This window comes from Bradyrhizobium cajani, from assembly GCF_009759665.1.
Classification (GTDB): Bacteria; Pseudomonadota; Alphaproteobacteria; order Rhizobiales; family Xanthobacteraceae; genus Bradyrhizobium; species Bradyrhizobium cajani.
Window position 1 is genome coordinate 187,476 of sequence record NZ_WQNE01000005.1, and the last position, 16,807, is coordinate 204,282.

Here is a 16,807-nt window from a genome sequence, read left to right on the forward strand (position 1 = left end):
CATCCCAGCATGTTCTCATTCCGTCTTGAGAGCCTCGATCGGGCTGAGCTTGGATGCCTTGTGGGCGGGATAAAAACCAAAGATGAGACCGGTGGCGATCGAGAAGACGAGGGAAAGGCCGATCGCCTGGCCGTCGATCGAAGTGATCCATCCGGCCATGCGGGCGACCGTCATCGAGAGTGTGACGCCGCCGCCGACGCCGATGGCACCGCCGAGCAGGCAGAGGACGAGTGCCTCGCAGAGAAATTGAAGACGGATGTCCCGCATCCGCCCGCCGAGCGCGCGGCGGATTCCGATCTCTCGCGTGCGCTCGGTGACCGATACGATCATGACATTCATGATGCTGATGCCGCCGACGAGCAGCGAGACGGAGGCGATGGCGACCAGCAGGAGCGCGACGGTGCGGATCGCTCCCTGCTGCGCTTCCATGGCGGCGGCCGGATCCTGGACCTTGAAGTCGTCTTCCTGGCCGGAGGGGATCCGGTGGCGCTGCCGCAACAGGTTCTCGATCTCCGATCGCGCCCCCGCCATCTGTCCGTCAGCAGCCACCTTGGCGATGATGTAGGCGACGGAATCGCGGTTGATGTTGCTCGCGCTGCCGAGGAAGCGAAGCTTGGCCGTGGCGAGCGGCACGAAGGCGACGTCGTCCTGCGCCGGGCCCTTGCGATCGAGCACGCCGACCACTTCCAGCGGCACCTTCATGATCCTGATCTGCGCGCCGATCGGGTCGTCGCCGGGCGCGAACAGCTCGCGCGCGACCGTGCTTCCGAGGATCACGACCTTGCCGGCGGCGGCTTCCTCGGCGCCGGAGAAATAGCGTCCGCTCGCAAGCTGCCAGTCGCGCACCATGAAATGTCCGGTCGTGGTGCCGTTGATCGTCGTATTCCAGTTCTTGCTCTCGTGGATGACCTGTGCCGTTCCGGCGATGGAGCCGGCCGCAGCCTGGATTTCCGGAATCTGCTCGAGGATGGCCTGCACATCGCTCTCGGTCATCGTCAGCTTGCTGCCGTCCTTGAGGCGCACGCCGCCCTGGTAGACCGCGCCGGGCGTGATCATCAGCACGTTGGCGCCGATCGAGCGGATCTGCTCCTGAAGGCGAAGCTGTGCGCCTGATCCGATCGCAAACACCGTCACGATCGAGGCGACCCCGATCACGATGCCGAGCATGGTGAGGAAGCTGCGCAGCGGGTTGAGGCGCAAGGCGTGCAGTGCGATCTGAAAGCCCTGGAGCATCGTCATGACGCAGCGCTCCGTTTCGGCAGGATCTGAACCTGCGTCTCGTCGCCGACGAGCTCGCCGTCGTGCAGGCGGATGGTGCGGTTACATTGCGTCGCGATGCCGGGATCATGCGTGATCATCACGATGGTCTGGCCGGTCCGGTTGAGCGCGGCGAACAGCGCTAGGATCTCGGCGCCGGTGCGACTGTCGAGCGCGCCGGTCGGCTCGTCGGCGAGCACGATCAGCGGGGAGGCGATCAGCGCACGCGCGATCGCGACGCGCTGCTGCTCGCCGCCGGAGAGCTGCCGCGGGAAGTGATGGGCCCGGTGCAGCATGCCGACGGCTTCCAGGCTCCGCTCGGCGCGCGCCAGACGTTCCTTGCGACCGATGCCGCAATAGACCAGCGGCAGCGCGACGTTCTCGATCGCGTCGTGGCGGGCGAGCAGATTGTAGGACTGGAACACGAAGCCGATGCTCCGGGCGCGCAACGAGGAGCGGCGATCTTCCGAGAGATCGGCGACATTGGCTCCCTCCAGATAGACCGCCCCCTCGCTTGGCAGGTCGAGCAGCCCGATCATGTTCATCAGCGTCGACTTGCCGGAGCCGGACGGTCCCATCACGGCGACGATCTCGCCTTGCTCGATGTCGAAGCTGACATTGCGCACCGCGGCCACCGCGATTCCGTCGGTGCGATAGGTCCTGCTGACCGACTGGAGGCTGATGAGGGGCGGAGAGGCGGTCATGATCCGAACCTGATCCCGAGAAATTCCATGCCAGCGGGACGGATTGCCTGGCCGACTGCAACCTGGCTGCCCTCGACGAGGTCTCCGCTCCTGAGCGCCACCTGTTCGGTGCCGGCTGCGCCGACCGTCACGACAATGCGCTGGAGCGAGCCGCTTGCGGTGCGCACCCATACCCCGCTGCGAGCGGAGGCGTCCGGTCGCGTGCCGGAGGGCTGGAAGCGCAGCGCGGCGAGCGGCACTTTCAGCACGTCGTCCTGCCGCTCGATCACGATCTTCACCAGGGCGGTCATGCCGGGCAGCAACGCACCGTCGAGATTGGACGTCGCCAGGACCACGGTGTAGGTGACGACGTGCTGCTGGTTCTGCGGCGCCTTGCGCACCTGCCGCACCACGGCCTCGAAGCGGCGGTCGGGATAGGCATCCACCGTAAAATGGGCGGGCTGGCCGGGGGCGATGCGCCCGATATCGGCTTCGTCGACCTGGGCGTGGATCTCCATATCCTCCAGGCGGTGCGCAACCACGAAGGTGGTGCGCGATTCGAGTCCGACCGCGAGCGTCTGGCCTTCGTTGACGAACCTGCCGACGACGACGCCGTCGATCGGCGAACGGATCACGGTGCGGTCGAGATCGGCTTGCGCCGCGGCGAGAACGGCCGCTTTCTCCGGCACCGCCATCCGTGCCTGCTGCAGCTCGGCTTCGATCCGGCGGACGTCGGCCTGCGCCCCATCCACCGAGTAGGAGTTGAGGGACATCAGGACCTCGGCTTCGCGTTCCTGGGCCAGACGGGCGGTGAACTCCGTCTGCGCGTCGTCGACCGTCGTCGTCGCGACCACGTTTTGCGACTGGAGCGCCAGCTTCCGCTGCAGGGTCTTCTGTGCCGAGGATTTGACCGCCTGCGCGCTCTCGAGCTTGGCGGCGAGCACATCCCGGCTGCCCCGGGCGTTTTGCAGATCGATCCTGGCGCGATCGAGCTTGGCCCGCGCGATGTCCACCAGGGAGTTGGCGACGGCCAGCGAGGCCTTGGCTTCGTCGACCTTGGCCGCAAAGCTGCGCGGGTCAATCAGGGCCAGCGGCTGATCCTTGCTGACCGTGTCGTTGAAGTCGACATAGACCCGGGCGAGCTGCCCGGACAATTGGGAACCCACTTCGATCGTTTTGACCGGCTGGAGCGCGCCGGTGACGGTGATGGTCTGCTCGACGCTGCCGCGCTGGATCGAGGCATAGCGGAACACGGGCGCATCCGACCCGAAGGTCGGGGCTTCGCTCCCGGCAGGCGTGAGCAGCCGCCTGGTCGATTCATAGGCGCGGGTGGCCTTGTCCGCCGCGCTCTCCGCTCCGGTGATGATGGCCGGCTTCGCAACATAGACCGTTGCGAGGCCGCATGCCGTTCCGAGCAAGGCAATAATTGAAACAAATCGCATACTAAAAACCCGCCTCTTGAAATGGTTTCGCTGGCGGCACGGATTTTGATCGCGCTATGGTTGTAAAATCACCAAAGTGATACCGATCGTCAGTATGTCGCCGTTGCCGGGGCGACGGTCGGGCGCGCTTGATGATCCAGTAGTAAAGCCTGCGTGGTACTACCTTTCGTGATTTGATGCGAATGCATACCGAGCGTATCAATACCACGCGCGCGGTATCGAACTCGATAAGTCGACTGAACGTCCCGTCTGGTCTCGCCGAAGAGGCCACCGGCCGGCGTTCGAGTTGGCAGATGCGTGACGATGCCATGACGCGACTTATGACGCGACTTGCGATGCTACGGCGAGGCCAGCGATTTGCCGTATTCTCGATATCGCCTCGCCGTGCCGCCTTCGCCGGCGAGATCGAACCGGTGCGATCACGAAGCCAGATATGTGAACAACTTCACTCGTGTCCGAACGGTGTTGGCGCTAAGACATCGAACCGGCGAATCGACGCGTATCGTTCGATCCCGCGAATTTTTCCAAGCACCTTAAACTCGCTTGCAAGAAGGATGGATAGCTCGTTGCTTGCTCATCGAGCCCCAAGCTGGGGAGCCCGTTGCCATGAGTTCAGGTCAAGCCACAGTTTATGTTGTTGACGACGAAGTCCAGATTAGAACCGCGATTGGAAGTCTCTGCGAGGAGACAGGACACCAGGTGAAGTTGTTTGCGTCGACCGACGAGTTCCTCGCGGAGAGTATTTCCGGCGGGCCTTCGTGCCTCGTGCTCGACGTCCGTTTTCCCGGCACCTCGCCGACGGGTCTCGATCTTCAGCGCCGGTTGGCCGAGACGGGCGTTGCCATTCCGATCGTCTTCATCAGTGGCCATTCCGATGTCCGCGTCTCGGTCGAGGCCATGAAGCGCGGCGCGGTCGAGTTTCTGCCAAAGCCCTTTCGCGAGCAGGAGATCCTCGACGCGATCAGGCACAGTATCGAGCGCGACCGCAGGCGAATGCAGCGCGAGGACGCCGTACGCGAGGCACGGCAGCGCGTCGAGACGCTGACGACGAGGGAGCGCGAGATCATGCTGCTGATGGACGAGGGCCTGGTCTCCAAGCAGATCGCGGCAAGGCTTGGCGTGAGCGAGGTGACGGTGAAGGTTCATCGCGCCAGGATGATGCGAAAGCTGGAGCTGCGCTCGCCGATCGAGGTGGTGCGGCTGATCGACAGCATGGGGCGTGAAGCGGAGACGACGCGCGCTGGTTCGAGGCAGCCGCTCTTCTAGGCTGAGTATGGCGAGATGCCGCGCAACGTCTAGTCCGTACCGATTAGCATGAACTGCAGTCTGTCGCGTGATCCGCGATCGGTTCAGAGTGATCCCACGATGTCGGTCACATCCGAGACCAGCATCTGAAACCAGTCAGACAACTTGGTCAGAAAGGGATACTCCATGCGCAAATTGTTTTTTGCTTCCGTTGCCGTGCTCGCCCTGTCTTCCGCGGCCCAGGCCGCCAACACGTCGACGACCGTGCAGGTCGGCCTCGCGAACGGTTCGAGCGTCACTCAGAACGGTCTCACCAACTCGACCTCGTCGACCAGCCAGCTCGGTCTCGTGAACAATGCGAGCACGATGCAGGGAACCGGCGCGGCCTCGCTCAACAACGGCAGCACGGTGACCCAGGTCGGCGTGCAGAACACCGCAACCACCGGCCAGGTGGCCTTCGGCAACAACACCAGCGCGATCACCCAGGACTCGTTCGGGCCCGCTGCGCTCCAGAACAACTCCGCCGGCGTCGGCCAGCTGAGCGTGTTCGGCGTCAACGGCAGCACCGTCACGCAGACGGCGCACTGAACCACAGACTGTTTGGCCGGACGCATCAGCGCGGTGCGTCCGGGCCATTCTCGAAAGCACCGCGGGCCGGCCGATCAACCATGATGGCCCCGCCCGTTCTCGCGGAGGAAATGACATGCGGATCACCTACCTCGTTGCGACGGTCGTGGCGCTCGGCGCGCTGAACGTCGTCGAAGCCCAGGCCGGCAACTCGGCCAGCGTGCTGCAATTCGGCACGACCAACAGCTCCTTCATCTCGCAGAGCGGCTCCACCAGCAACAGCGCCACCACGATGCAGTTCGGCGCGACCAATCAGGCGACCACCTTGCAGACGGGCTCGCTCCTGACCGTCAACACCTCGGTGATCGGGCAGGGCGGAACGACCGCGACCGCGTCCAACACCGCGCTGGCCGGCCAGATCGGCGGCTCCAATTCGAGCCTGATCGGCCAGATCGGCGCCAACAACACCGCCGGAGTTGGTCAGCTCGGAATCCTGAACGGCTCGACGATTCTCCAGCAGACACCGTGAGCGGTTATGAAGTGGTGAGGCATGCCATGAAACATCCTTTGGGAAGCGCGTTCGCCGCAATGCTCGCTCTGTGCTCGGCCGGCGCCGGGTCGGCCCGTGCCCAGACGGCCGACATCAAGACCATCGTGTCGGTCGGCGGACCGCCCGTCGTGCTGAACCAGAACAGTCAGACCAACATGGCCGGCGTGTTCATGATCGGCGGCAGCACCAGCGCGACCGTCGTCCAGAACGGCACCAACAATGCCACCGGCGTTCTGCAATTCGGCGGAACGAATTCCGCATCGATCGGGCAGGCCGGGATGAACAATTTCGCGTTCGTCGGTCAGACCGGCCAGTCGGCGACCAGCCTCGTCTCCCAGCTCGGCACCATGAATACCGGCGTGGTGGCGCAGTTCGGCGCGGTCAACGCGTCGACGATCGTCCAGACCGGCCCATAACACGCTCGTCGGCGTCGACAACGAACGGGGAAGCGCGATGCGATGCGTCAGACGGGTCTTGAGGACCGCCCTGGCCCTGGCGGTGTTGCTTGGCGCGATCGGCACGGCGACGCAGGCGTGTGCCGGATCGGTCCAGCGCAGCGTGACGAACCGGAACGTGAGCATCGAGACGATCGTGCAGTTCGGCGACAATGTTCAGCCGGTCACGATTGAGGAGAACAGCCGCATCAACATCGCGCGGGTGATCCAGATCGGCGGAACCGGGACGGTCGACGCGACCATCATCCAGAACGGCACGCGCAACTATGCTAATGTGATCCAGGTGGGCGGCACCACCAATGCGGTGATCGGTCAGTCCGGCGTGAGCAACACCGCCGACATCACCCAGATAGGCAATTCCACCAACGCGCTCCTGCTCCAGATCGGAGACATGAACACGGGATCGGTGAGGCAGTTCGGGCGTTTCAACTGGCTGGCGATCTTTCAGTTCAGCCGATGATGGAGGTGTGACATGAGATTGCTCCTGCTCGCATCCGGAATAGGGATCATGAGTGTGGTTGCGGCGGCGCCGGCCGGGGCCGGCGACGGTCACACCACGGTGGTTCAAGATGAGAACGGCACCTCGGTCATCACGCAGAGTGGCGATCCGGCGCAGGCCGAGGTCAAGATCGAGAAGGAGCCGGGCCGGACGACGGTCTACCGCCGCAGTGGCGGGAACACCGCCATCGTGACCCAAGGCACCGGCACCGGAAATTCCCAGGAGATGCTCGACTGGCTGCGCAAGAACCAGGGCCGTTGACGTACGAAGACCCACCGTCCGGGGAGACGATGGGCCTCACGTCAAGCGGCCTTACCAGCTGCGATATCTGCCGGTCAGCGTGCCGTTGTTGTTGCCGTCAGGACCGACGTCGCCCTGCGTCGAGCTCGGCGTCGGATGGTTGGTGCCGTTGAGCGTGCCATAGGGCCCGGCGACATCCGGATAGTACATCACGCGCGGCTGAAGCGGCGCGTAGACGGGTCCGCGGTCCCACCCCGGGCGTGGTCCGGTCCAATCATAACCTTGCGCCGAAGCGGCTGCGGTGCCGGCAACGAGCGATGCCGTGATCAGGCACAGGAGTTTTGACTTGTTCTGCATTCGAGATGCTCCTTGCTTGTGTCGGGGCCAACGACGGCAATGGGGGAGCGTTCCGGACGTGGTCGGCTGGTGCGATCAACTCCGATCAACTGGTTATGAGACCGCGTTCCATGGAACGAAATGGTCTGGACGGGCCCGGATTCGGGCGCCTTGCCGCACCATGCTCCCTGCTAATCCCGTGCCTTAACCAACAATTAATTATACGTTTGCGGGCGGATGACGGCCCGGCCTAGCGTAACCGTGGGGAGTTGTTTCGCGAAGCCAAACGAGTTGGTGCGTATCATGATGTCCAGATCACATGGCAGATCATTTGGGGCGTTGCTCGCCTCGCTCAGCGCCGCCGCGCTGCTCCTTGCCGTCAGTGACAGTCTTGCCAGACCGGGAGGTGCTGCGCCGCATGGGCGGGTGGGCGCGCATTCAGGCGTAGTGGCGCATCCGCCGATCGCGCCGGGAGCCCGGTTCCACCGCCGCAGCAATCCCTGGGTCTATTGGCCGGGCGGTGGCGGTTTCTTCTATGACGGCGCAGGCTACAATCAGCCTTTCGTCGATGCCGGGCAGCCGCTCTCCAACGACGTGCGCTACACCTACACCTATGACGTTCCCTGGGACTGGACGCATCGCTTCCCGCCGAATGTCGTGCCGTCCGACCGGCCCTATGTGCCGAGCTGCCCAACGGAGCAGGTGACCGTACCCGGTCGCGGCGGCGGCGAGCACACCGTCAACATCATGCGCTGCTACTGACACAGGTGCTGTGCCGTGCGGAGGCCGCCGTGCCTCGCACGGCGGTCAGCCGGGCGTTGCTAGAAGACGCCCTGTGCGGCCGCATTGACGCGGTCGGTCTGCTTCTGCCGGACATTCGCCAACTCGCGGCTGCAGACATTGAACTGGCTGGTCCCCGGCCGTATCCCGAACTGCCCGCAGATATCGCGATCCTCCGCGGCGATGGTTCGCTCGAGCTGCTCTTGAGCGGCCTCTCGCATGGCCGGTCCGGAAATGAGCAGCGCGTGCACGCCGTAGGCAACGATCACGGCAAGGAGCAGCGCAGAGGCCAGCGTCGGCCGTGGCAGATCTTCGGATGCGCGTGAATTGGCGGCCCTGAACCTGGCCTTCAATCTCGGTTCGCTCATGAAAGTGCTCTCTCGAACAATTGAAAAATCACTGGACGAACAGTTCACGACAACAAGGCAGTGGCGATGATTTCGACGATGAGGATCATCGCGATGGCAACGCCCGCGATGGCATAGCCGCGCCGGTAGCCTGGCTCCTCAGGGCCGCCGTTTGTATGAAGCAGGACACACAATGCGAAAATTCCAAAACATCTCGATTTCAAACCAGCAACGACGCCGATCCTAGGAGACAATCGATCCGGGCGTGCGAAACAGTTTGCGTCGATCGAGGACGCGACGACTCTTGCGGGAGCGCGCGACGCCGTTACACGGCAAGCGAGCAGGCCGCGAGGGAAAGCGCTCTGGCCTTTGCCATTCCCAACGTATATCGAAAGTACGTTCCTCGAAGGGGGACGGGATGGAAGATGCTGACGTCGCACGGCTCCTCGGCGAGCCGCCGCGACTGGTGCATGCCGACATCGTGGGCCATCCACGCCTGCCCGAGGCGCGGCGGTACTATCTTGACTGCATCCTGAAGATCTATGACGGCGAACCATTCCTGGTGAGGCTGTTGGTCGAGTCGGGCCGGTTCTCGCTCTATCATCTGGCGCTGGTCCTTGAGGCCGCGCAGGATCCTGCGCGCCGCGAAACCTGGCTGACGGCCGCGCTATTGAAGAAGTGGCTCGCCACGCTTGGCATAGCGAGCGGCCGGCACGTCGATCACTTGCTCGCGCGGCTTCACGAGGTGGGCTATATTACCTCCGAACCCTCGTTGTGTGACCGCCGGGTGCGGATCCTATCGCTGACGGAGGAGGCCCGGGCGCACGATCGGGCATGGCTCGCTGCCCACTACGCTCCGCTGAGCATGCTTTATCCCGAGCACGACTATGCGTGCGCGTTGCGGCCCAGCGCCAGCTTCCAGACTCTCCATCGGCGCACGTCGCTGAATTTTGCATCGCTGGGCGGGCGGCTGATGCTATCCGAACCGCATGTGCTGCTGTTCTTGAACCATGCCGCCGGCTATCCGATTCTCGCCGCGCTCCTGCAGGCCGCGATGTGCGACGGCGAACAGCAGGCTTCCCTGCGCTACGCCGACATCGGCCATCGTTTCGGCGTGTCGCATACCCAGGTGCGCAAGCTTCTGGTTGCCGCCGAGGAGAGGGGTCTCGTGAAGCTGCACGCAGGGGGCGGACACAAGGTGGAAATCCTGCCCGAGCTCTGGACGTCCCACGACCGCGCCATTGCCGGCGGCATGTATTATCACGACGTGGTCTATGTCGCGACGATGCGCGCCGCTGACGCGCTAACCCAGCTCGAAGCTGGTCACGCCGTAGATGCGATCGAGGCGTAGCGGGACGATTGCACCCGTGTACATGCGTGCCGTCTCGAATGTCGGCGCCAATCCAACAGCTTCCGCCAGCCGGATCGCATCGCGATTGACGGCGGGAACGTCGAGGAAGATTTCGCCGCCGCCTGCGTTTGCCACGAGGGCCTGGACGATCGCCTCCGCCGCGGCGCGATCGTCGGCGATCAGCGGACCGATCTTGTGGCCTGTCCGGCACGGACGGATCACGCCCCAGCCCGCGAGCCTGCCGTCGCGCAGCAGCGCACGACCGAGGTGCCCGGGCGCTGCGATCCAGGCGCGCAGGAACGCGCTGCGCCGAGCAGGAAAGACGGTGGCATCGTCGGCCTCGATCACCGCCAGCGGGACCTTGTCCAGGGCAACGACATCGACCGGCGGCGAAGGTGGTGCGGCGATGTTGCCGCCGTAGCGGACATTGGCGTAAGCCAGCGCAAAGCCGGATTTCCTGTAATTGTCCTGCTGCGCCACCACGCCGTCGAGCCCGATGACGCGGGACCCTGCATGTGCGATCGCCGCGTTCCAGATGCGCAGGCCGTGGCCCGCGCCGCGAAAGCCGGCGCGCACGATGTAGAAGCCGAGGAAGGCGAAGCGTTCATCGTAATTGACGCAGGAGACGGTCGCCACCGGCTCGCCGTCGATCTCGCCGACGAAGAAGCCCTTCGCGTCGGGGATCGCGAAGCAGGCGGCATCGGCAAGGCCCGGATTCCAGCCCTCGGCTGCGGCCCAACCGATGGCGATGGAAAGCTCTTCCGGGCGCAGGTTGCGGATCTGCCAGTTGCTCATGGGAACGTCTTCAACGATGGACCTGTCGGCAGGTCTGGCTGTAGAAGGCCCGATCATAGGCCGGGCTTCGTGCTCGTCCCAACCCTATCACAAGGAACGGATCGGTCATGACAGCAGAGAAAGTCGCGCTCGTCACTGCGGGCGGCAGCGGCATGGGAGCGGGGGCTGCGCGGCGGCTTGCCGCGGACGGGTTTCGCGTCGCGATCCTGTCGTCCTCCGGCAAGGGTGAGGCGCTGGCGACCGAGCTCGGCGGGTTCGGTGTCACCGGGTCGAACAAGTCCAATGACGACCTGAAGCGCCTCGTCGACGGCGCGCTGGCCAAATGGGGACGCATCGACGTGCTCGTCAACAGCGCGGGCCATGGGCCGCGCGCGCCGATCACGGAGATCACCGACGAGCAGTGGCATGCCGGCCTCGATACCTATCTGCTCAACGTGATCCGTCCGACACGGCTGGTGACGCCACTGATGCAGGCGCAGAAGAATGGCGCCATCATCAACATCTCGACCGCCTGGGCGTTCGAGCCGAGCGCGATGTTCCCGACGTCTGCCGTGTTCCGGGCCGGCCTTGCCGCCTTCACGAAGATCTTCACCGACACCCATGCGGCCGACAACATCCGCATGAACAACGTGCTGCCGGGCTGGATCGACAGCCTGCCGCAGCTGGATGCGCGCCGCGACAGCGTGCCGATGAAGCGCTACGGCAAGGTCGAGGAGATCGCGGCGACGATCTCGTTCCTGGCGTCGGACGGCGCCGCCTACATCACCGGCCAGAACATCCGCGTCGACGGCGGACTGACGCGCTCGGTCTAGAGGCGCCTAAAGCGCGATGAGATTGGGATGAATCGTCATCGCGCTTTAGGTTGTTGTTTGAGCATGATCTTTTCGGGAAACCGCTTCACACTTTTCCGGATCATGCTCTAACTTTCTGTTGCGAGCTCAGCCCACGTGCGCTGCCACCAGACGCGCCAGCGCGGGCAGGATCCTGTAGCGCGCGATCTCGTGCGGATATTCGCCGCGATTGGCCAGCAGGACGATGCCGAGCCGCCGCGTGGGGACCAGGCCGATATAGCCGGAGGCGTTGTTGAGGCCGCCCGGCTTGTCGACGATGGTGACGCCGGGAAGATGCACGGTCTCCCAGGCCATGCCTTGTCCGAATTTGTCGTCGACATGGAAGGCCTCGCGCTGCGTCATCCGCAACGCCTCGCGCAAATGCGGATTGACCGAGCGGCCGTCGATGCAGGCGGCAACGAAGGTCGCGAGATCCCGCGCCGAGGAGAACATCTGGCCGGTGCCGGGGAAATCGAAATAGCTCTGCTGGTTGCCGATTGGGCCGATCGCCGTGCCCTGATCGGAATGGCCCTGGACCACGCGCCGCATCCAGGCCTCGTCCATGACGGCGCGGTTATCCTCGCCGCGTTCGGGCACCGAGGTCGCGGTCATGCCGAGTGGCTTGAGGATGCGCTGTTCGAACAGCGTTGCGATCGGCGTGTGGTAGCAATTTTCGAGCACGAGCTGGAGCAGCACGTAGCCGGCGTGGCTGTAGATGCGTTGCTTGCCGGGCGTCTCGCCAGCCTGCGGTTTCCAGGCGTTGAGCATCTGGATGAACTGCGCGCGCGAAAACTGCTCGTTCGGCCAGGGCGGATGGTCGGTCGGCAGTAGGAGCCCCGACGTGTGCGTGACGAGCTCGCCGACGGTGACGCGGCGAATGTAGTCGCCGTTGAGCTCGGGAAGGTATTTCGGCAGGCGATCGTCGAGCCGAAGTTCGCCGCGCAGCGTGCCGAGCGCGACCAGAGTCGCCTCGAACGGTTTGCGCAAGGAAGCGAGGTTGAACAAGGTGTCCGGCGTCACCGGCCGTTGGGTGGCATCATCGGCGAATCCGTAGTTGAAGAACTCGACATGGCGGCCGGCATACAGGGCGGCGGCGAGGCCGCCCGCATGGTCCGGGGTCGCGGTCGGCGCCAGCTCGTTCGCGACGATGTCGCGCATCTGCGCGATCATGTCGGAATCCGCGGAGGCGCGGCGCGGCAAGGCCAGTGCGAGGGGAACGAGCACAGCCCGGAAGAGCGCCCGCCGGGTAAGGTGCGATAAGGTGACAACAGACGACACGGCTCTGACGCATGATGCGAGCGCCCCCGGCGGCCTTCTTAACGTGACGGCGCGCGCATCCCAATTCACGATTGCGCGTTGTGGGTTCCGCCTCGGGCGGCCTGCGACAAAGTCACTTAGCTGATGAGCTAACAATTGTTGACGCCGGGCTGCGGCGATCCTATAGTTAGCTTCATGGCTAACCAATTGTCCCGGCTGGACCAGGTATTCGCGGCCCTTGCCGACCCCACGCGACGGGCGATCGTGATGCGGCTCTGCGCCGGCGAGGCATCGGTCGGCGAACTCGCCGATCCCTTCGACATGGCGCTGCCGAGCTTCATGAAGCACATCCATGTGCTGGAGACGAGCGGGCTTGTGCTCTCGGAAAAATCCGGCCGCGTGCGGACCTGCCGCCTCAGCCCCGACGCGCTTGTGGGAGCGGAAGATTGGTTCCAGCAGCAGCGCGCGATCTGGGAGGCGCGCCTCGACCGGTTCGAGGCCTACGTGATGAAGCTGAAGAAAGAGAGGGCGGCGGCGAAGCGGCCGTCGCGCACAACAAGAAAGAAAGGTGCTGAGTGATGACGAGTTCTGTCAATCCTGCTTTGTCGCAATGGTCGCTGGACCGCGAGATCGTGATGTCGCGCGTGATCGACGCGCCGCGCGATCTCGTGTTCGAGGCATGGTCCGACCCGAAACATCTGCCGCAATGGTTCGGGCCGAAGGGGTTCAAGGTCGAGACCTTCGAGATCGACGTCCGCGTCGGCGGGGTCTGGCGCTTCAACATGATCGGTCCCGACGGTACGGTCTATCCGAACCGGATGCGCTTCCGGCGCATCGAACGGCCGTCGCTGATGGAGATGGATCACGGCGTCGACCAGGACGACGATCCCGGCATGTTCCGCTTCACCGTCACCTTTGCCGAGCAGAGCAACGGCAAAACCGTGCTGATGATGCGGCAACTGGCCTCGAGCGCCGAACAGCGCGACGGCATGATCGGCTTCGGTGCCGTCGAGTACGGCTACCAGACGCTGGACAAGCTCGCGGCGTATGTTGGCGGGATGAAGAAATAGATTTCTCACATTATTCCGGGCGCCCCGAAGCGGCGCCCCGGAATAGGCGCGGGAAGCAATGGGGAGAGCAGTCGCCTTCGCGAATATGACAGCGCGAAGGCCAATTATGACAGCGCCATAACGTAGATTTTTGTCGCGTCGTGCTGCCGAAATATGACAGAATTGCTACCGTTCGATGTCACGTCGATTACAGCGGAGCGATTCATGTTGCAGTGGCAGGCGCGGTCAAATCCCCTCGCGTGGTGGTGGGGGTCTCTGACGCTGGTCAGTGCCGCCAACATCCTCGTCTGGTTCATGCTGTACCGCGAATTCTACCCGACCGTTGCGGGCAGCGTCGGCGGTGGCTCCGACATCGGCCTGATGTTCCTGCTTTGCGCAGCCTATGTGTTCGGCTGCGCCTTCCGCTCGGTGCTGCCGCGCGCCGATGTGCAGCGCATCTGTCTGTTCGATACCTGGCTGTCGAGCGTCTTCGTCGGCCGCACCGTCGCAACCGTGGCCGAAGTCTGCTTCGCGGCGCAATGGGCCATCATCCTGCATCAGCTTGGTCACATGACGGGGGCGGGGACCGCGGTGAACATCGCGCTCCTGATCGTGCCCATCATCATCATCGCGGAGTGCTTCTCCTGGTACGCGGTGGTGACCACCAACTTCCTCTACAACGCGATCGAGAACTCGCTCTGGGCGGTGACCTTCTTCCTCGCCGGCCTTGCGCTGTGCCGCCTGATGCCGGAATTCCAGGGGCCGGTGCGCTGGGCGCTGATCGCCGGTATCGTCGGCATCGCCTGCTTCCTCGCCTTCCTCGTCACCGTCGACGTGCCGATGTATCTCAGCCGCTGGCGGGCAGGGCATGAAGAGGGCAACAGATTCCTCGGCTTTCTCGAAGGCCTGCATGACGTCTCGACGCGGTGGGTCGTGACCCATGACATCGCGCACTGGAAGGGCGAGTTGACCTGGATGTTCCTTTATTTCAGCGCCGCGGTGTGGTCGAGCCTTGCGCTTTGCGCGCTCTACGCGATGGAAGGCTACCTCATGCGCTATCTGGCCTGAGCGATCGGGTCTCGCCGAGATCGACCTCCGTCAACAATCCCTGGCGCAGCGCCAGTCGGACCAGCTCGATGTCGGAGCCGACGCCGAGCTTGTCCTTGATCAGGGAATGCAGGTTCGCCACCGTCTTCGGGCTGACATGCAGCGTTTCGGCGATCTCCTCCGTCGTGTTCTCGGCGAGCAGGAGCCGCATCACTTCGAATTCGCGTGCCGTGAGCACGTCGGCGGCCGAGCTTTCGCCGCCGAGCCGGCTCAGCGCGAGCTCGTGGTCGATATCGGGGCTGATGGCGATCTTGCCGGCGAGCACGTCCATCACCGCGCGCACCAGCGTCTCCGGCGGATTCGTCTTGGTCACGTAGCCCCTCGCGCCGGCGCGGATCGCCTGCACGGCGAAGCCGGCATTCTGGTGCATGGTGAAGATGAGGATCCTTGCGGCCTTGTCCCACTGCCTGATCCGCCTGACGGCCTCGATGCCGCCGATGCCGGGCATGCTCAGATCCATGATGACGAGATCGGGCGCCTCGGATTTGAACAGACGGTAGGCTTCCGCGCCGTCGGCCGCTTCGGCGATGACGCGCAATCCCGGCTGCTTCTGGAGCACCGAGCGATAGCCCTCGCGGACGACGGAATGGTCGTCGACCAGCAAGATGGTCGCGTCAGCGCTCATGCCGCGTGTTCCAGGGGCTGCCGATTGGCGGCCGCGAGCGGGATGACGACGCGCAGCGCCGAGCCGCCGTTTGGTCCGGCCTCGAAGCTCAGCCGGCCGCGCAAGGCCGCGACGCGCTCGCGCATGCCGAGCAGGCCCATTCCGGATTTCGCGGCGGGATCGTTCGACCGTCCATCGTCGTCGATCGCAAGCGCGATCTCGTCAGCGCGCATCGTCAGTTCCAGATTGACCCGGGTGGCGACGGCATGCTTGGCGGCGTTGGTGAGCGCCTCCTGCACGATGCGGTAGAGGTTGGCGCTGATCGAAGCCGGCAGGGCCTCGAACGCGCCGTCGAAACGGATCGAGAACCGCGTCTGGCCGCGGCTGCGTCCGTTCCAGCCGGCAACGAGACCTTCGAGGCTGGCGACGAGCCCGAGCTCCTCGACATCAGGCGGGCGCAAGCGGAACAGGGCGCCGCGCAGTGTCTCCATCATGCCGGTCGCGGTCCGCGCGATGCCGTCGCATTCGCCGAGCAGGGCCGGGCAATCCTGCGCGGCGGTCTGTCGGGCGGAGGAGGCGAGCGCGCGGATGGCGGCCAGCGACTGACCGAACTCGTCGTGCAGCTCGCGCGCCAGATGACGACGTTCCTCGTCCTGGAGCGCGATCAGCTTTCGCGTCAGCTCGCTGCGCTCGGCAAGCGCGGTGTCGAGACTTTCAGCGAGATGGTTGAAGACGTCGCGGATGGCTGACAGTTCGGCGAGGTCGAATGGCGGCAGCCGCGCGGTGAGGTCATTGGCGGCGATGCGTTCGAGGCCGCTGCGGATCATGCGGGTGGGACGCAGCGCGCGGGCGAGTGCGGCATAGACCAGGACGCACAACAGCGGCAGGGCGATCGCAAGCGCGAGCATCAGCCGGCCGGCCTCGTGCCAGGCTTCGGCCGTCTGCACGGCCGGATCGACCGAGACCACGGTCTCGCCAAGCTTCGTTCCGCGCACGATCACAGGCCGTGCCGCCTCGCGGCCGGGGTCGAACAGGCTGCCATAGAAGGCCGCGAAAACCTGCGGCGGCGGGTTCGCCGGTATAGGCGCGCCGCTACAGAAGCGCTGAAGGACGTCGCCGCCCGTGCCGCGGAACGCCAGGCACAGGCCGGGCGTCATCACATAGGCCGAAACGGGGTCGAGGTTTGGGAAGTCCGAGCGCGGGCTGGCCACCCACTGGACCTTGCCCTGCTGCAGCTCCAGCGTCTTCGCCACGATGGCGGCGATATCGTCGATGCGCGCATGGGCCGCTCGGTCAGCCGTGATGAGGAAATAGGCGGAGATCGCGGCGAAGCAGGCGGCCGTTATCGCGGCCACACGCAACGTCAGACGGACCTTGAGATCGAATCTCGGGCGGTTCCACATCGGGGCACCT

The 16,807-nt window shown here is 64.7% G+C and carries 21 protein-coding genes; 12 read left to right on the forward strand and 9 right to left on the reverse strand.

Annotated features, from left to right (window positions below; translation table 11 throughout):
* Positions 1-15: 15 nt before the first annotated feature.
* From GPL20_RS09270 to GPL20_RS09280, 3 genes are read right to left on the reverse strand one after another with little or no spacing between them, the layout of a single operon-like run.
* The gene (locus GPL20_RS09270) at positions 16-1,239 is read right to left on the reverse strand and encodes an ABC transporter permease (RefSeq protein ID WP_157329268.1); all 1,224 of its coding nucleotides are present in this window, start codon (positions 1,237-1,239) and stop codon (positions 16-18) included.
* Complete coding sequence (locus GPL20_RS09275) at positions 1,236-1,961, reverse strand: ABC transporter ATP-binding protein (RefSeq protein WP_157329269.1); 726 nt, start codon at positions 1,959-1,961, stop codon at positions 1,236-1,238. The genes GPL20_RS09270 and GPL20_RS09275 overlap by 4 nt, the downstream gene beginning before the upstream one ends.
* Positions 1,958-3,382, reverse strand: a complete 1,425-nt coding sequence (locus GPL20_RS09280; RefSeq protein ID WP_157329270.1) for an efflux RND transporter periplasmic adaptor subunit — start codon at positions 3,380-3,382, stop codon at positions 1,958-1,960. The genes GPL20_RS09275 and GPL20_RS09280 overlap by 4 nt, the downstream gene beginning before the upstream one ends.
* Positions 3,383-3,988: 606 nt before the next feature.
* On the opposite strand from GPL20_RS09280, the gene GPL20_RS09285 reads away from it, so the two are divergent.
* The 6 genes from GPL20_RS09285 to GPL20_RS09310 all read left to right on the forward strand — a co-directional run bounded on the left by GPL20_RS09285 (position 3,989) and on the right by GPL20_RS09310 (position 6,959).
* Positions 3,989-4,648, forward strand: coding sequence for a response regulator transcription factor (locus GPL20_RS09285; protein ID WP_157329271.1), 660 nt, complete (start codon positions 3,989-3,991; stop codon positions 4,646-4,648).
* Between the two features lie 165 nt (positions 4,649-4,813).
* The gene (locus GPL20_RS09290; protein ID WP_157329272.1) at positions 4,814-5,215 is read left to right on the forward strand and encodes a curlin subunit CsgB; all 402 of its coding nucleotides are present in this window, start codon (positions 4,814-4,816) and stop codon (positions 5,213-5,215) included.
* Positions 5,216-5,330: 115 nt separating this feature from the next.
* Positions 5,331-5,723, forward strand: a complete 393-nt coding sequence (locus GPL20_RS09295) for a curlin (RefSeq protein WP_157329273.1) — start codon at positions 5,331-5,333, stop codon at positions 5,721-5,723.
* 26 nt (positions 5,724-5,749) lie between these two features.
* Positions 5,750-6,160, forward strand: a complete 411-nt coding sequence (locus tag GPL20_RS09300; RefSeq protein WP_157329274.1) for a curlin — start codon at positions 5,750-5,752, stop codon at positions 6,158-6,160.
* Positions 6,161-6,218: 58 nt separating this feature from the next.
* Positions 6,219-6,659: a curlin gene (locus GPL20_RS09305; RefSeq protein ID WP_283812234.1), complete on the forward strand. Its 441-nt coding sequence runs from the start codon at positions 6,219-6,221 to the stop codon at positions 6,657-6,659.
* A 12-nt stretch (positions 6,660-6,671) separates the two neighbouring features.
* Entirely contained in the window at positions 6,672-6,959 is a 288-nt protein-coding gene (locus GPL20_RS09310) for a hypothetical protein (protein ID WP_157329276.1), read from the forward strand.
* 51 nt (positions 6,960-7,010) lie between these two features.
* On the opposite strand, the gene GPL20_RS09315 is transcribed toward GPL20_RS09310, so the two are convergent.
* Positions 7,011-7,295 (reverse strand): hypothetical protein, encoded by a 285-nt coding sequence (locus GPL20_RS09315; RefSeq protein WP_157329277.1) that lies wholly within the window; start codon positions 7,293-7,295, stop codon positions 7,011-7,013.
* A 282-nt stretch (positions 7,296-7,577) separates the two neighbouring features.
* On the opposite strand from GPL20_RS09315, the gene GPL20_RS09320 reads away from it, so the two are divergent.
* Positions 7,578-8,036 (forward strand): hypothetical protein, encoded by a 459-nt coding sequence (locus GPL20_RS09320; protein ID WP_157329278.1) that lies wholly within the window; start codon positions 7,578-7,580, stop codon positions 8,034-8,036.
* 59 nt (positions 8,037-8,095) lie between these two features.
* Here GPL20_RS09320 and GPL20_RS09325 read toward each other — a convergent pair whose 3' ends face one another.
* A complete protein-coding gene (locus GPL20_RS09325; protein ID WP_157329279.1) occupies positions 8,096-8,422 on the reverse strand; it encodes a hypothetical protein in 327 nt (108 codons plus the stop codon).
* Positions 8,423-8,819: 397 nt separating this feature from the next.
* Between GPL20_RS09325 and GPL20_RS09330 the strand changes: the two genes are divergently transcribed.
* Positions 8,820-9,752, forward strand: a complete 933-nt coding sequence (locus GPL20_RS09330) for a helix-turn-helix domain-containing protein (RefSeq protein ID WP_157329280.1) — start codon at positions 8,820-8,822, stop codon at positions 9,750-9,752.
* On the opposite strand, the gene GPL20_RS09335 is transcribed toward GPL20_RS09330, so the two are convergent.
* Complete coding sequence (locus GPL20_RS09335) at positions 9,705-10,547, reverse strand: GNAT family N-acetyltransferase (RefSeq protein ID WP_157329281.1); 843 nt, start codon at positions 10,545-10,547, stop codon at positions 9,705-9,707. The two genes, GPL20_RS09330 and GPL20_RS09335, sit on opposite strands and share 48 nt — an antisense overlap.
* A gap of 107 nt (positions 10,548-10,654) precedes the next feature.
* On the opposite strand from GPL20_RS09335, the gene GPL20_RS09340 reads away from it, so the two are divergent.
* The gene (locus tag GPL20_RS09340; protein ID WP_157329282.1) at positions 10,655-11,359 is read left to right on the forward strand and encodes an SDR family oxidoreductase; all 705 of its coding nucleotides are present in this window, start codon (positions 10,655-10,657) and stop codon (positions 11,357-11,359) included.
* A gap of 126 nt (positions 11,360-11,485) precedes the next feature.
* Here the strand turns inward: GPL20_RS09340 and GPL20_RS09345 are convergent, their stop codons facing one another.
* Positions 11,486-12,547 (reverse strand): serine hydrolase, encoded by a 1,062-nt coding sequence (locus GPL20_RS09345; RefSeq protein ID WP_167532955.1) that lies wholly within the window; start codon positions 12,545-12,547, stop codon positions 11,486-11,488.
* 282 nt (positions 12,548-12,829) lie between these two features.
* Between GPL20_RS09345 and GPL20_RS09350 the strand changes: the two genes are divergently transcribed.
* From GPL20_RS09350 to GPL20_RS09360, 3 genes are all read left to right on the forward strand, one after another.
* Positions 12,830-13,213: an ArsR/SmtB family transcription factor gene (locus GPL20_RS09350; RefSeq protein WP_157329390.1), complete on the forward strand. Its 384-nt coding sequence runs from the start codon at positions 12,830-12,832 to the stop codon at positions 13,211-13,213.
* Entirely contained in the window at positions 13,213-13,704 is a 492-nt protein-coding gene (locus GPL20_RS09355; RefSeq protein WP_157329284.1) for an SRPBCC family protein, read from the forward strand. The genes GPL20_RS09350 and GPL20_RS09355 overlap by 1 nt, the downstream gene beginning before the upstream one ends.
* 204 nt (positions 13,705-13,908) lie before the next feature.
* Positions 13,909-14,751, forward strand: coding sequence for a hypothetical protein (locus GPL20_RS09360; RefSeq protein WP_157329285.1), 843 nt, complete (start codon positions 13,909-13,911; stop codon positions 14,749-14,751).
* Here the strand turns inward: GPL20_RS09360 and GPL20_RS09365 are convergent.
* Together GPL20_RS09365 and GPL20_RS09370 are read right to left on the reverse strand one after the other, a co-directional pair.
* Positions 14,732-15,415 (reverse strand): response regulator, encoded by a 684-nt coding sequence (locus tag GPL20_RS09365; RefSeq protein WP_157329286.1) that lies wholly within the window; start codon positions 15,413-15,415, stop codon positions 14,732-14,734. The genes GPL20_RS09360 and GPL20_RS09365 overlap by 20 nt on opposite strands.
* Positions 15,412-16,797 carry a sensor histidine kinase gene (locus GPL20_RS09370; protein ID WP_157329287.1) on the reverse strand — a complete coding sequence of 462 codons (1,386 nt, stop codon included), beginning with the start codon at positions 16,795-16,797 and terminating at the stop codon, positions 15,412-15,414. Before GPL20_RS09370 ends, GPL20_RS09365 begins: the two co-directional genes overlap by 4 nt.
* Positions 16,798-16,807: the final 10 nt, after the last annotated feature.

What these genes read in the sequence shown, in the direction of transcription:
- GPL20_RS09345 (WP_167532955.1), bottom strand. Translation starts at nt 12,547, where the DNA reads ATGATCGCGCAGATGCGCGACATCGTCGCGAACGAGCTGGCGCCGACC.
- GPL20_RS09330 (WP_157329280.1), top strand. Translation starts at nt 8,820, where the DNA reads ATGGAAGATGCTGACGTCGCACGGCTCCTCGGCGAGCCGCCGCGACTG.
- GPL20_RS09365 (WP_157329286.1), bottom strand. Translation starts at nt 15,415, where the DNA reads ATGAGCGCTGACGCGACCATCTTGCTGGTCGACGACCATTCCGTCGTC.
- GPL20_RS09270 (WP_157329268.1), bottom strand. Translation starts at nt 1,239, where the DNA reads ATGACGATGCTCCAGGGCTTTCAGATCGCACTGCACGCCTTGCGCCTC.
- GPL20_RS09290 (WP_157329272.1), top strand. Translation starts at nt 4,814, where the DNA reads ATGCGCAAATTGTTTTTTGCTTCCGTTGCCGTGCTCGCCCTGTCTTCC.
- GPL20_RS09340 (WP_157329282.1), top strand. Translation starts at nt 10,655, where the DNA reads ATGACAGCAGAGAAAGTCGCGCTCGTCACTGCGGGCGGCAGCGGCATG.
- GPL20_RS09325 (WP_157329279.1), bottom strand. Translation starts at nt 8,422, where the DNA reads ATGAGCGAACCGAGATTGAAGGCCAGGTTCAGGGCCGCCAATTCACGC.
- GPL20_RS09295 (WP_157329273.1), top strand. Translation starts at nt 5,331, where the DNA reads ATGCGGATCACCTACCTCGTTGCGACGGTCGTGGCGCTCGGCGCGCTG.
- GPL20_RS09285 (WP_157329271.1), top strand. Translation starts at nt 3,989, where the DNA reads ATGAGTTCAGGTCAAGCCACAGTTTATGTTGTTGACGACGAAGTCCAG.
- GPL20_RS09355 (WP_157329284.1), top strand. Translation starts at nt 13,213, where the DNA reads ATGACGAGTTCTGTCAATCCTGCTTTGTCGCAATGGTCGCTGGACCGC.
- GPL20_RS09370 (WP_157329287.1), bottom strand. Translation starts at nt 16,797, where the DNA reads ATGTGGAACCGCCCGAGATTCGATCTCAAGGTCCGTCTGACGTTGCGT.
- GPL20_RS09280 (WP_157329270.1), bottom strand. Translation starts at nt 3,382, where the DNA reads ATGCGATTTGTTTCAATTATTGCCTTGCTCGGAACGGCATGCGGCCTC.
- GPL20_RS09360 (WP_157329285.1), top strand. Translation starts at nt 13,909, where the DNA reads ATGTTGCAGTGGCAGGCGCGGTCAAATCCCCTCGCGTGGTGGTGGGGG.
- GPL20_RS09350 (WP_157329390.1), top strand. Translation starts at nt 12,830, where the DNA reads ATGGCTAACCAATTGTCCCGGCTGGACCAGGTATTCGCGGCCCTTGCC.
- GPL20_RS09315 (WP_157329277.1), bottom strand. Translation starts at nt 7,295, where the DNA reads ATGCAGAACAAGTCAAAACTCCTGTGCCTGATCACGGCATCGCTCGTT.
- GPL20_RS09300 (WP_157329274.1), top strand. Translation starts at nt 5,750, where the DNA reads ATGAAACATCCTTTGGGAAGCGCGTTCGCCGCAATGCTCGCTCTGTGC.
- GPL20_RS09320 (WP_157329278.1), top strand. Translation starts at nt 7,578, where the DNA reads ATGATGTCCAGATCACATGGCAGATCATTTGGGGCGTTGCTCGCCTCG.
- GPL20_RS09335 (WP_157329281.1), bottom strand. Translation starts at nt 10,547, where the DNA reads ATGAGCAACTGGCAGATCCGCAACCTGCGCCCGGAAGAGCTTTCCATC.
- GPL20_RS09275 (WP_157329269.1), bottom strand. Translation starts at nt 1,961, where the DNA reads ATGACCGCCTCTCCGCCCCTCATCAGCCTCCAGTCGGTCAGCAGGACC.
- GPL20_RS09310 (WP_157329276.1), top strand. Translation starts at nt 6,672, where the DNA reads ATGAGATTGCTCCTGCTCGCATCCGGAATAGGGATCATGAGTGTGGTT.